The sequence below is a fragment of the Polynucleobacter sp. MWH-UH2A genome (assembly GCF_018687195.1).
In the GTDB taxonomy this organism is placed as follows: Bacteria; Pseudomonadota; Gammaproteobacteria; order Burkholderiales; family Burkholderiaceae; genus Polynucleobacter.
This window is the reverse complement of the sequence record NZ_CP061321.1, coordinates 1,018,560-1,031,770: the sequence shown is the minus strand read 5'-3', so window position 1 is coordinate 1,031,770 and position 13,211 is coordinate 1,018,560. Positions and strand designations below refer to the sequence as shown.

At 45.0% G+C, this 13,211-nt stretch carries 8 protein-coding genes and 1 tRNA gene; 8 read left to right on the top strand and 1 reads right to left on the bottom strand.

Features of this window, described 5'->3' with window-relative positions; translation table 11 throughout:
- The first annotated feature begins 41 nt into the window (after window positions 1-41).
- The 6 genes from tig to IC571_RS05390 all read left to right on the top strand — a co-directional run bounded on the left by tig (window position 42) and on the right by IC571_RS05390 (window position 7,809).
- The gene (tig, locus tag IC571_RS05415; protein ID WP_215315288.1) at window positions 42-1,379 is read left to right on the top strand and encodes a trigger factor; all 1,338 of its coding nucleotides are present in this window, start codon (window positions 42-44) and stop codon (window positions 1,377-1,379) included.
- A gap of 25 nt (window positions 1,380-1,404) precedes the next feature.
- Window positions 1,405-2,034, top strand: a complete 630-nt coding sequence (gene clpP, locus IC571_RS05410) for an ATP-dependent Clp endopeptidase proteolytic subunit ClpP (RefSeq protein WP_215315286.1) — start codon at window positions 1,405-1,407, stop codon at window positions 2,032-2,034.
- A 34-nt stretch (window positions 2,035-2,068) separates the two neighbouring features.
- Window positions 2,069-3,427 carry an ATP-dependent Clp protease ATP-binding subunit ClpX gene (clpX, locus tag IC571_RS05405; protein ID WP_215315284.1) on the top strand — a complete coding sequence of 453 codons (1,359 nt, stop codon included), beginning with the start codon at window positions 2,069-2,071 and terminating at the stop codon, window positions 3,425-3,427.
- A gap of 189 nt (window positions 3,428-3,616) precedes the next feature.
- Window positions 3,617-6,049, top strand: coding sequence for an endopeptidase La (lon, locus tag IC571_RS05400; RefSeq protein ID WP_215315282.1), 2,433 nt, complete (start codon window positions 3,617-3,619; stop codon window positions 6,047-6,049).
- A 111-nt stretch (window positions 6,050-6,160) separates the two neighbouring features.
- Window positions 6,161-6,236: transfer RNA gene (locus IC571_RS05395), tRNA-Val, on the top strand.
- Window positions 6,237-6,345: 109 nt separating this feature from the next.
- Window positions 6,346-7,809 carry a peptidylprolyl isomerase gene (locus IC571_RS05390; protein WP_215315280.1) on the top strand — a complete coding sequence of 488 codons (1,464 nt, stop codon included), beginning with the start codon at window positions 6,346-6,348 and terminating at the stop codon, window positions 7,807-7,809.
- An 8-nt stretch (window positions 7,810-7,817) separates the two neighbouring features.
- Here IC571_RS05390 and IC571_RS05385 read toward each other — a convergent pair whose 3' ends face one another.
- Complete coding sequence (locus tag IC571_RS05385) at window positions 7,818-8,474, bottom strand: arylesterase (RefSeq protein WP_215315278.1); 657 nt, start codon at window positions 8,472-8,474, stop codon at window positions 7,818-7,820.
- A 2-nt stretch (window positions 8,475-8,476) separates the two neighbouring features.
- On the opposite strand from IC571_RS05385, the gene IC571_RS05380 reads away from it, so the two are divergent.
- Entirely contained in the window at window positions 8,477-9,151 is a 675-nt protein-coding gene (locus IC571_RS05380; RefSeq protein WP_215315276.1) for an ABC transporter ATP-binding protein, read from the top strand.
- Window positions 9,152-9,172: 21 nt separating this feature from the next.
- The gene (gene purL / locus IC571_RS05375; protein WP_215315275.1) at window positions 9,173-13,210 is read left to right on the top strand and encodes a phosphoribosylformylglycinamidine synthase; all 4,038 of its coding nucleotides are present in this window, start codon (window positions 9,173-9,175) and stop codon (window positions 13,208-13,210) included.
- Window position 13,211: the final 1 nt, after the last annotated feature.

Below are 13,211 nucleotides of genomic sequence, written 5' to 3'. Positions count from 1 at the left end.
CTTGGACTTCATATTTCCTGATCTTCAATTAAGAGACGAGAATGGCTGTGCAGATAGAAAATTTAGGTTCTTTAGACCGCAAGATGACTTTGGAGTTTGCTCGCGCTGATTTGGCAAAAGCACGCGAAGCAAGATTGGCTAAAGTTGGTAAGACCATGAAAATGGCTGGCTTTCGTCCAGGTAAAGTTCCTAAGAACATGGTTGAAAAGCAGTATGGTATGCAAGTTGATTTTGAACTTCAGTTCGACAAAGCATCTGAACTCTTTTTTGAGCACAGCAAAAAAGAAGGCATTGCGTTAGCAGGTCAACCACGCCTTGAGCCTAAAAGTGAGTTAGATGCCGACACGATTGTGTTTGACGCTTTCTTCGAAGTATTGCCCGAGGTGAAGATTGGTGATTTCAGCAAAGCGGAAGTAGCTAAGTACACAACTGAAATTGGCGACGCTGAAATTGATCGTGCGCTCGATGTATTGCGTAAGCAGCAAGTTCACTATCATCCACGTGGCGAAGCAGGTCCTCATGGTGATGGCGGAGCAAATACGGCCGCACAAAACGGTGACCAGGTGGTGATTGATTTCGTAGGCAAAATTGATGGCGTTGAGTTTGCAGGCGGTAAAGCAGAAAACTTTGAATATGTTTTAGGCGAAGGACGCATGCTTCCGGAATTTGAAGCGGCCACTTTAGGGCTAAAGGCTGGCGAGAGCAAATCATTCCCATTGAGTTTTCCAGCCGACTATCACGGCAAGGATGTTGCAGGCAAAACAGCCGAGTTCACCATTACAGTGAAATCTGTCAACTGGGCACATTTGCCAGCAGTTGATGATGCATTTGCACTCTCTTTAGGTGTTGCTGAAGGTGGCGTTGCTAAGATGCGCGAAGAAGTTAAACAGAATTTAGATCGCGAAGTAAAACGTCGCATCACTTCTTTATTAAAAAATGATGTGATGGATAAACTCAACGAATTATGCGAGTTAGATGTTCCTAAATCTTTGGTGTCGTCTGAACAAGAGCGTTTGGTTGAAGGTGCCCGCCAAGACCTTATGCAGCGCGGTGTTCCAAATGCAAAAGACGCACCAATCCCACCGGAGATTTTTGCTGAACAAGCACTGAAGCGTGTGCGTTTGGGCTTAATTTTGGGTGATTTAGTAAAGCAAAACAACTTGGCGGCTACGGCAGACCAAATTAAGGCAGAAATTGATGAGCAAGCTGCAACTTACGAAGATCCAAAAGAAGTGGTACGTTGGTTCTATAGCAATCCAAGTCGTTTAAAAGATATTGAGAACTTGGTGCTTGAAGACAACGTCATTAAGCATTTCACATCACTTGCCAAGGTAAATGAAAAAGCAATTAGCTTCGAAGAATTAAGCAAGCTAAACTAATTCAATTATTAAAAAGGGGTCTTAAATGAGTCAAAGCCATTTACAAGCTGAAAGTCTAGAGCCAAAAGGTCTGGGTTTGGTTCCGATGGTTATTGAGACCTCTGGTCGTGGTGAGCGTGCTTACGATATCTACTCACGTCTTTTGCGTGAGCGCGTTGTGTTCTTGGTCGGGGAAGTTAACGATCAGACAGCCAATCTTGTTATTGCCCAATTATTGTTTTTGGAAAGCGAAAATCCAGACAAAGATATTTCTTTGTACATTAATTCACCTGGCGGCTCGGTTTCTGCGGGTTTAGCTATCTATGACACCATGCAGTTTATTAAGCCGCATGTGAGCACCTTGTGTATGGGCATGGCTGCAAGCATGGGTGCTTTTTTATTGTGCGCAGGTGAAAAAGGTAAGCGCTTTGCATTACCAAATTCACGAGTAATGATTCACCAGCCATTGGGTGGTGCACGTGGTCAAGCTTCCGATATTGAAATTCAAGCTCGTGAAATTTTGTATTTGCGTGAGCGCCTCAACAAAATTTTGGCTGATCGCACTGGTCAATCAATTGAAACCATTGCTAAAGATACAGATCGCGATAACTTCATGTCTGCTGAACAAGCTCGTGAATATGGTTTGATCGATACGGTTATCGAAAAGCGTCCTTAAGCAAATCTATTTAAATACTCTTTGGGTAAATACATTGAGCGATACAACAGCAAATTCTGGCGATAAGGTACTGTATTGCTCTTTCTGCGGCAAGAGTCAGCACGAGGTAAAAAAGCTGATTGCCGGTCCATCTGTATTTATCTGTGATGAGTGCATTGATCTTTGCACCGATATTATTCAAGAAGAAATTGCTAAGCTTCCTAAAGAAGAGGGCGATGATTCTTTGCCTACGCCACATCAAATTCGTGAGAACTTAGATCAATACGTCATTGGTCAGGATCAGGCGAAAAAGACCTTGGCTGTAGCTGTGTACAACCATTACAAGCGTTTGCAGTATTTGCCAAAGCCGAAAAAAGAGAAGTTGGATAAAGATGGCAAGCCTGTGGAGGCAACCGATAAAAAAGAATCTAAGGCACCTGCAAAAGCAATCGTTGATGGCGTTGAGTTAGCAAAGAGCAATATTCTGTTGATTGGACCTACGGGCTCTGGTAAGACGTTGTTAGCCCAAACATTAGCTCGTATGCTGGATGTTCCCTTTGTGATGGCTGATGCAACGACCTTAACTGAAGCTGGTTATGTTGGTGAGGATGTAGAGAACATCATCCAAAAATTACTACAAGCTTGTGATTACAACGTAGAGAAAGCCCAGCGTGGCATTGTTTACATTGATGAGATTGATAAGATTTCACGTAAATCAGATAATCCATCCATTACCCGTGACGTATCAGGTGAGGGAGTTCAACAGGCTTTATTGAAATTGGTTGAGGGCACCATGGCATCGGTGCCACCTCAAGGTGGACGCAAACATCCTAACCAAGATTTTCTGCAGGTTGACACCACTAATATTCTTTTCATCTGTGGTGGTGCATTTGATGGCTTAGAAAAGGTCATTCAACAACGTACCGCTAAGACGGGTATTGGTTTCAATGCAACCGTTCCTGGTAAAGATGACCGCGGTGTAAGCGATCTATTGCTAGAAGTTGAGCCAGAAGACTTGATCAAGTTCGGCTTAATTCCAGAGTTGATTGGTCGCTTGCCAGTGGTGGCCACTTTGGCACAACTGGATGAGGCAGCATTAATTGCCATTTTGACCGAGCCAAAAAATGCACTGGTAAAGCAATATCAAGCCCTTTTGACCATGGAAGGCTCTGAGCTCGAGGTGCGCCGCGAAGCCCTCTCTGCAATCGCGAAGAAGGCTATTGCGCGCAAAACAGGCGCTCGCGGCCTAAGATCTATCCTAGAAGGTTCTTTAATGGATGTGATGTACGACCTGCCTTCTTTAAAGAATGTTCAAAAAGTCGTTATTGATGAATCTTGCATTGCTGAAGGTGGAAAGCCACTTTTGGTCTATAAGCAGGACTTAGAGCAGCCTGATTTAAGCAAAAAAGCTTAAATTCTTAGGGTTTTCGCTATTTTTTGGGCATTTTTGCCCATTTTTCGCACTTTTTTCCCTTGAATTTCTAAAACTACTACCCATATAGGTAGTATGCTACTCAAGAATATTGTCTCTATTTAGTGGTTCAGCAACATAAAAATACTAGATAGGACGCTTGAGGATTAATTACTTGGAGGAATTGCCTTTATGCCTGGCCACTTATTACTACCCTCTGAACCGATTCAATTGCCATTGCTCCCATTAAGGGATGTCGTGGTGTTTCCTCATATGGTGATTCCACTCTTCGTGGGACGTCCAAAATCCATCAAAGCGCTTGAAGCTGCCATGGAGACTGGAAAAAATGTTCTGTTGGTAGCTCAAAAAACTGCTGCTAAAGATGAGCCGGGAATTGAAGACCTCTATGAGGTTGGTTGTATTGCCAATATTTTGCAGATGCTGAAATTGCCAGATGGAACTGTAAAGGTTCTTGTTGAAGGCGTGCAGCGTGCTGAAGTAAGTCAAATTGAAGATAGTCTTGGATATTTCAATTGCGAAGCTACTCCTACTGCGATCAACGCAGTTGATGCGCATGAGACAGAAGCCTTGCGTCGTGCCATCATGGCGCAGTTCGATCAATATGTGAAGCTAAATAAGAAAGTGCCTCAAGAGATTCTCTCTTCTTTAGGTGGTATTGATGACCCAAGCCGTTTAGCAGACACTATCTGTGCACATTTGCCGGTTAAGCTTGAGCAAAAGCAGAAATTGCTTGAGATGACAGATGTCGTTGCGCGTCTCGAAAGTCTCTTGGCAGACCTTGAAAGCGAAATCGATATCCTTCAAGTGGAGAAGCGCATCCGTGGTCGTGTAAAACGCCAGATGGAAAAGAGTCAGCGCGAGTACTACTTGAATGAACAGGTCAAAGCCATTCAAAAAGAGTTGGGAGAAGGTGAAGAGGGCGCAGATCTTGAGGAGCTAGAGAAGCGCATTAAAGCTGCTCGTATGCCTAAGGAAGCACTTAAAAAGGCCGAGTCTGAGCTTAAGAAACTAAAGTTAATGTCACCAATGTCTGCAGAGGCCACCGTGATACGTAACTTTATTGATACGCTCGTTAATCTTCCATGGAAGAAAAAGACCAAGATCAATAACGATCTGTCTAATGCCGAAAAGGTATTAGATGAAGATCATTATGGTTTAGATAAAGTTAAAGAGCGCATCTTGGAATATCTCGCGGTCCAACAACGAGTTGATCGCGTTAAAGCTCCAATCCTTTGCTTGGTTGGGCCTCCTGGTGTAGGTAAGACCTCTTTGGGTCAATCCATCGCGCGAGCAACTAACCGCAAGTTTGTGCGCATGGCCTTAGGTGGTGTGCGAGATGAATCTGAAATTCGTGGTCACCGTCGAACCTACATTGGGTCTATGCCTGGCAAGATTTTGACTAGCCTTACAAAAGTAGGCGTCCGCAATCCATTATTCCTTTTGGATGAAGTTGATAAGATGGGTATGGACTTCCGCGGAGACCCTGCTAGTGCTTTGCTGGAAGTATTAGATCCTGAGCAGAATCACACTTTCCAAGATCACTATGTTGAGGTGGATTTTGACTTATCAGATGTGATGTTTGTAGCGACCTCGAATTCATTAAATATTCCTGGTCCATTACTGGATCGTCTGGAGATTATTCGTCTAGCGGGCTATACAGAGGATGAAAAGACAAGCATTGCTGTTAATTATTTAATTCCAAAACAAATCAAAAATAATGGTTTGAAGAAGGATGAGTTAAAGATTGAAGACAGTGCTGTACGCAATATGATTCGCTACTACACGCGCGAAGCTGGCGTACGTTCTTTAGAGAGAGAAATCAGCAAGATCTGCCGTAAGGTAGTGAAGTTACTGCTGTTGAAGAAAGAAGCTGCTCCAGTGGTTGTTAATGCTGAAAATTTGGAGAAGTTCTTGTCGGTACGCATGTTTGACTTCGGTTTAGCAGGCAAAGAGAACCAAGTAGGGCAAGTTACAGGACTTGCGTGGACTGAGGTCGGTGGCGATCTTTTGACGATCGAGGCTGCTGTGATGCCAGGTAAGGGTGTGATCACTAGAACGGGTTCGATTGGCGATGTCATGAAGGAGTCTGTTGAAGCTGCTCGTACAGTGGTTCGTTCACGAGCAAGAAGACTTGGCATCGAAGATGAATCATTTGAGAAGAAAGATATCCACATTCACTTCCCAGATGGTGCTACCCCTAAAGACGGTCCGTCAGCAGGTATTGCGATCACTACAGCTTTGGTTTCAGTTTTCACAGGAATACCGATTCGATCTGATGTAGCTATGACGGGTGAAATTACCTTACGTGGCGAAGTTCTGCCTATCGGTGGCTTGAAGGAAAAATTGCTGGCTGCGCATCGTGGTGGAATCAAATTGGCCTTGATCCCCGAGGAAAACGTAAAGGATTTGATTGATATTCCAGATAACGTCAAGAATGCAATTGAAATTGTTCCTGTGCGTTGGATTGATAAGGTATTGGAACTGGCCTTGGAACGTATGCCAGAGTCGCTTCCAGAGCTCACGCCTGAGGAGTTGGCTAAGAAGGCCGCTGAAGCAAGCAAAGCTTCTGAGGCTGCCGCGTCGAGTAAAGTGCTTAAGCACTAGGCACCTATTTAGAGGATTTATGCGCCAAGCCTAGCTGTTAAACAAGCTGGGTTTGGCGGGTTTTCATCAAAAAATCCACGCTTAGGTTACAATCTCACCTGTAATGTTTTGGGGCGCTTAGCTCAGTTGGTAGAGCGTCTGCCTTACACGCAGAATGTCGGGAGTTCGAGCCTCTCAGCGCCCACCAAAATTTACCATTGAAGCCTGTTCTGGGCTTTCTCCTCTGAATCCTGATTAGCCTAGTAAAATCTCATAGTTGTGCACCTTATTGCCTAACTTTACTAGCGAAATAATTCATGTTTGATACCGTTCGTAAGCATCAAAAAATTCTTCAATTAGTTTTGATGCTGTTCATCGTCCCATCTTTTGTGATGTTTGGAATTTCCAGTTATTCCAGTTTTATGGATAAGGAAACAGACTTGGTGAAGGTAAGTGGTAAGCCTATTACCGCTCAAGAAGTGGATAACGCAGCCAAACGACAAGCTGAGAGAGTTGGAGGCAATTTACAGATTGCGCAAAGCCTGCAATTTCGTCAGGCCATATTAAATGAATTGCTCCAACAGAGAATTCTAGGTTTTGCCGTGCAAAATTTACGCTTACAGGTTGGCAAGGAAGCGCTGATTAAAAGCTTGCAGAGTATTCCGCAAATTCGTGCCTTGTATCGTCAAGACGGCAGTTTTGATGATGTTCGTTTTAAACAGTTACTCGCCAGCAATGGTTTAAATGAAGAGCAATTCTACGCAAGCCAAGCATTTGATTTGAAGATTAACCAGCTAGTGAACTCTGTTGCGCGGACTGAAATTGGCACCCCTAAATTATCTGAAATCATCTCCACGCTTTATGAAACCGAGCGTCAAGTTCAGTCTTTATCTTTTAATGCAAAGGATTATTTGAGTAAGGTAAATCCTTCACAAGAAGAGCTGCAGGCTTTTTATAACGCCAACAGTAAATTATTTGAAAGCCCTGAGTTTGTTGATGTTGAATATATTGTTTTAAAGGCTGACCCCAAGGAGGACGCCAAGGCATTTAGCGAGAAGGCAGATCAATTTGCGAATATGACCTATGACCAATCTGACAGCTTGAAGCCGGCTGCCGATAAGCTGAAATTAACAGTTCAAAGTCAAAAGGGCATGACGCGCTCTGGTCCATCTGGCGTATCCAAAGACCATCCTTTGGCAAATCCCAAAGTAGTTCAAGCTCTTTTTGGTGATGAAGCGCTTAAAAACAAAAGGAATACTGAAGCCGTTCAAACTGCACCTGGTGTATTTGTATCGGCACGCGTTGTTACTTTTCATCCGGCGCAAATACTCCCGTATAAAGATGTTGCAAGCGAAGTAAAGCGACAAGTTAGTCAGCGTGCGGCAGAAAAATTGGCTGTTGCTGCAGCTGCTGAGAAGTATTCTGCACTCGAAAAAGACCCAAAAAATGCGTCTGGATTTACTGCGCCAGTCTGGGTATCTCGCAACAAGCCTAACAATTTAGTTGGTTTGGCCATGGACGATGTAATGTCTATTAACCCTGATAAATTCCCTGCCGTGGTTTCAGTAAATAATCCTGGTGTGGGAGCAACACTGTATCGGGTTGATCAAGTTCGTCAGCCGAGTGGAGCGGATGCCAAAGTGCATAAGGCTCAAGCCCAACAAATACAGGCTTTAGCAGCTCAGTCTGAGTTTGCTGGATTCATGGCTTACTGGCGCGATGCAGCTGGCGTAAAAGTGATTAACCCACTTAAGCCTATGTCTAGTAGCTCCGGAAGCTAATCTAGTTGTTACTTTCGCAGTAATAGTGATTGATATGGGGCCATAGCGCCCCATACGTTTTTTAAAAGGATGGGTTGAGCATCCACATTCGGGTGAATATTGTCTGACTGAAATAACTCCTTATGCTGAGCAACACCCTCTAAAAAGAATGGCAGTAATTGAACGGCTTCCTGCGAGGCTAATGCTGGGTACAGATCTTTAAATTGCTTGGCATATTGTTGACCGTAGTTTGGTGGGATTTGCATTCCAAATAAAAGGACTTTTGCGCCTGATTTTTTTGAGAGGAGAATCATTTTGCGCAAATTCTCCTTGGTTTGTTCTATCGTTAGACCGCGCAGAGTATCATTTCCACCCAACTCTAAAAATACAATCGATGGTTTTTTCGCTTGCAAGAGAGAAGGCAGTCTTGTTAAGCCACCTGAGCTAGTCTCACCACTAATGCTGGCATTAAACACAGACCAGGGACTCTCGTTTTTGCGCAGATCCTGTTCGAGAAGCCTGACCCAGCCAGTTCCTCGTGGCAAGCCATATTCAGCAGAAAGGCTATCCCCCATGATCAGAATGGTGGGGTTGGCATGCACCCAAGAGCTTAGGATAAATAACAGGCAAAATAGACCAATTAAGGTACATTTTTCAATTAGTTTGGTTATCTGTTTTTGATGCATACATGAATATTTCTGCTAAAGCCCTTATTGCCAATCAACTTGGTAAAGCAGTTTTATCAAGCGATGGTGTTCTGCCTATTTTGCACGACATTAACTTTGCCGTTAATCATGGCGAAAGTGTAGCCATTACCGGAGCCTCTGGCTCTGGAAAAAGCACCTTACTTGGTTTGATGGCTGGCTTAGATCTACCCAGCTCAGGACATATTTCATTAATGGGTCAAAATCTGAATGAGCTGGATGAAGACGGTAGGGCAAAGTTACGCGGCACCCATGTAGGATTTGTATTTCAGTCATTTCAATTGCTATCCCATCTGACGGCTTTAGAGAATGTTGCCTTACCGGCCCAAATGCAAGGCCTTCAAAACGCCATTCCTGAAGCGCAAGCTTGCCTTGAAAAGGTGGGGCTTGAGAGTCGCTTCTCTCATTTTCCCAAGACGCTTTCGGGGGGTGAGCAACAGCGTGTAGCGCTTGCAAGAGCCTTTATATGTAAACCCAAGATTTTATTTGCTGACGAGCCTACTGGAAGCCTGGATGAAGTCAGTGGTAAGCGGGTAATTGACCTCCTTTTTGACTTAAACCAGGCAAACCAATCCACCTTAATTCTGGTTACCCATGATCCCGCCTTGGCCGGCAGGTGCCAGCGCCAAATTCACCTCCAGGGCGGTCGTTTAGCGTAGGTAAAACCTTATAATCTAGGGATGTCCTTTTTTCACTTTTTGCCTGGCGCCACTGCGCTTTCTGCCTTCCGTCAACAACGTCTCTTAGCATCCTTGAAAGCTCAAGGAGTGGAGCTTGAAGCTATTGAAGCGCAGTTTCTGCACTTCATTTGGTCTGAGCAAAAGATCGGCTTGGATAAGGAAGAGGTCCTTAAGAATTTGCTGACCTATGGGCAAGCTTTTGCCTCTGAAATTTCTGCAGGCAAATCCTGGTTTGGAAAGGGATCTGGCGATATTCAAGGCGCGATTGTTGTACCCCGTTTTGGCACCGTATCACCTTGGGCTAGTAAGGCTACTGACATAGCTCAACAATGCGGTCTAGATATTTTGCGTATTGAACGTGGCATTCAATTTGCATGGAAGTCCAAAAAAACTCTAAACCCTGAACAACATCAACTCGTTTTAGCTGCGATTCACGATCGTATGACAGAGTCGGTGATTGAAGAGGTTGAATCTGCAAATCAGCTCTATCAAACATTGGATGATCGTCCTTTGTCTCGTATACCAGTCTTGAAAGAAGGTAGAGCAGCATTGGATAAGGCTAATCAAGAGCTTGGTTTGGCATTGTCAGGTGATGAAATATCTTATCTTGCTGAAAACTTTGTGCGCCTCAATCGCAATCCTAGTGATGTAGAGTTGATGATGTTTGCGCAGGCCAATAGTGAGCACTGCCGACACAAGATTTTTAATTCCAGCTGGACTATTGATGGCGAGGATCAAGACAAATCCTTATTTGCCATGATTCGAAATACCCATCAATTGCAACCAGAGGGCACGATTGTTGCTTATTCAGATAACTCGGCAATCATGGCTGGTTGTGAAGCGGAAACTTGGGCTCCTCAAGGTAACGATCATCATTATGTGAGAGATACTCGTTTAGTTCATACCTTAATGAAAGTTGAGACGCACAATCATCCAACTGCGATTGCGCCATTTCCTGGCGCTTCAACTGGAGCGGGTGGTGAGATTCGTGATGAAGGCGCTACGGGAATTGGTGGGCGCCCCAAAGCAGGATTGACTGGCTTTTCTGTCTCTAACTTGAATATTCCGGGCACCAATCTCCCATGGGAAAAAGAGCAGTACGGTAAACCAGAACGTATTGCAACGCCATTGCAAATCATGACTGAAGGCCCTCTGGGCGGTGCTGCATTTAATAATGAATTTGGTCGACCCATTCTTGGTGGTTATTTCCGTGTATTTGAACAAACCCTTGGTGGTTTGCGTCGTGGCTATCACAAGCCCATCATGATTGCTGGCGGCATCGGCAGTATTGACGCCATTCATACGCACAAAAAAGAGATTCAATCTGGCCATTTACTGATTCAGCTTGGAGGTCCTGGCATGCGCATTGGTATGGGCGGTGCAACTGGTAGCTCTGTTGCTACTGGCACCAATACCGCAGATCTGGATTTTGATTCTGTCCAACGCGGTAACCCAGAAATGGAGCGTCGCGCTCAAGAAGTCATTAATGCCTGTCGTGCATTGGGTGATCAAAACCCAATTGTGTCCATTCATGACGTTGGTGCTGGTGGATTATCGAATGCTTTCCCTGAATTGGCTGATGGCGCAGGGCTAGGCGCCCAATTCAAGTTACGCAGCGTACCGCTTGAGGAGAGCGGTATGAGTCCAGCGGAGATCTGGTGTAATGAGTCTCAAGAGCGCTATGTATTGGCAATCGACGCTAAAGACTTAGAGTTATTTAAGTCATTTTGCGAGCGGGAGCGCTGCCCATTTGCGGTAGTTGGAGAGGCAACCCAAGAGCGTCAGTTGCGACTCTTGGATTCTAAGCAGGCTTCTGGATCAGACGATGCCTTACCGATTGATATGCCAATGGAAGTGCTGCTTGGTAAGCCTCCACGCATGCATCGCGACGTAAAGCGTGATTTGCAATCTTTTTCGGAGCTGGATGTCACCGATGCTGATTTAGCTCAATCAATTGCCTGGGTTCTTCAGCAACCAACAGTAGCAAGCAAATCATTCTTAATTACGATTGGCGATCGCACTGTAGGCGGCTTAAATGCTCGTGATCAGTTTGTTGGTCCATGGCAAGTTCCTGTAGCGGACTGTGCCGTCACTATGATGGATTACAAAGGCTATTGCGGTGAAGCAATGTCGATGGGTGAACGCACCCCGGTTGCGGTTATCGATGCTCCGGCAGCAGCTCGTATGGCTGTCGGCGAGTCAATTACCAACTTATTGGCTGCTGATATTGCAAACCTAGAAGGCGTCAAGCTGTCTGCAAACTGGATGGCCGCCTGTGGTTCGCCCGGTGAAGATGCAAAACTGTATGACTCAGTAAAAGCAGTTGGCATGGAGCTTTGTCCAGCCCTTGGAATTTCCATTCCAGTGGGTAAGGATTCCTTATCGATGGCAACCGAGTGGAAAGAAGGTAATGAGGCTAAGAAAGTGGTCGCGCCAGTTTCCTTGATCATTTCTGCATTTGCATCTGTAGGTGATGTTCGCAAAACGACAACACCATTGCTTAAACTGAACAACCCAGATGGCTCTCCCTTAGAAACTGAATTGGTTTTGATTGATTTGGGCCGTGGTAAAAACCGGATGGCCGGCAGCATTTTGTCTCAAGTCTTAAATCAATCTGGCGATACTGCCCCCGATCTTGATCACCCGGAAGACCTTAAGAATTTAGCTTCAGCCATCATTGAACTTCGTAAAGAGAATCGATTGCTTGCCTATCATGATCGTTCTGATGGCGGATTACTGGCTTGTGTAGCGGAAATGGCTTTTGCATCCCATACTGGCATTTCGATTAATGTCGACATGATTGCGGTTGATGTAGGGCAAGAACCTGATCATGGAGATGCCAAGAATTGGGCACAACAAGTTTCTGGTCGACGTCATGAGCAGACTATGTGCGCCTTATTTAACGAAGAGCTCGGCGCTGTTATTCAAGTTCGTAGAGATGATCGTGATGCGGTATTCACTACATTACGTAAGCTTAACTTAAGTGCATTTAGCCATGTCATTGGCAAACCCAACGCCAATGGTCGTATTGAAATCTGGCGTGATGCAAAGAGTATCTTTGCTGAACCACGTGAAGTACTGCAAAAGATGTGGACTAATACGAGCTATCAAATTGCCCGTATGCGCGATAACCCAGCATGTGCGGATTCTGAATTTGCGCTGTTAGACAATCTTGCAGACCCTGGCATGTCTCCCAAATTAAGTTTTGATATTGCAGATGATATTTCTGCGCCATTTATCAATAAGAATGCAAAACCCAAGGTAGCCATCTTGCGAGAGCAAGGAGTGAATTCCCATGTGGAAATGGCCTATGCCGTTCATTGGGCAGGCTTTGATAGTTACGATGTCCATATGTCAGACCTCTTAAGTGGTAAAGCAAGGCTGGATGACTTCCGAGGTTTGATTGCCTGTGGCGGATTTAGTTATGGCGACGTTCTCGGGGCCGGAGAAGGTTGGGCAAAAACCATTTTGTTTAACCAGCAATTACGCGATCAATTTATCAACTTCTTTAACCGACAAGATAGTTTTGCTTTGGGTGTCTGTAACGGATGCCAAATGATGAGCAATCTTTCAGGAATTATTCCGGGTGCTGAAGCTTGGCCAAAATTTACCCGTAACCAATCTGAGCAATATGAAGCTCGCTTAGTAATGGCTGAAGTATTGACCTCTCCATCGATCTTTACTCGAGGAATGGAAGGCAGTCAGTTACCAATCGCAATTGCCCATGGCGAAGGATTCGCTAATTTTAGCCAGCAAGGCAATTTGGCCCAGATCCAAAATCAAGGCTTGGCTGCACTTCGCTTTGTTGATCATGCGGGTAAGCCAACTGAAGTGTATCCAATGAATCCCAATGGGTCACCTCGCGGCTTAACTGGCGTTACTACCCCTGATGGACGATTTACGGTCATGATGCCTCATCCTGAGCGGGTCTTCCGGACTGCCCAAATGAGTTGGTGTCCACCAGAATGGTTGAATACGCCTGACGGCGCTAGTCCTTGGATGCGTTTGTTCCGCAATGCACGCGTTTGGGCTAATTAAA

Bases quoted from the DNA above. Each gene is read 5' to 3' on its own strand.
- tig (WP_215315288.1), top strand. From the start codon at position 42: ATGGCTGTGCAGATAGAAAATTTAGGTTCTTTAGACCGCAAGATGACT.
- IC571_RS05385 (WP_215315278.1), bottom strand. From the start codon at position 8,474: ATGCATCAAAAACAGATAACCAAACTAATTGAAAAATGTACCTTAATT.
- IC571_RS05390 (WP_215315280.1), top strand. From the start codon at position 6,346: ATGTTTGATACCGTTCGTAAGCATCAAAAAATTCTTCAATTAGTTTTG.
- IC571_RS05380 (WP_215315276.1), top strand. From the start codon at position 8,477: ATGAATATTTCTGCTAAAGCCCTTATTGCCAATCAACTTGGTAAAGCA.
- purL (WP_215315275.1), top strand. From the start codon at position 9,173: ATGTCCTTTTTTCACTTTTTGCCTGGCGCCACTGCGCTTTCTGCCTTC.
- clpP (WP_215315286.1), top strand. From the start codon at position 1,405: ATGAGTCAAAGCCATTTACAAGCTGAAAGTCTAGAGCCAAAAGGTCTG.
- lon (WP_215315282.1), top strand. From the start codon at position 3,617: ATGCCTGGCCACTTATTACTACCCTCTGAACCGATTCAATTGCCATTG.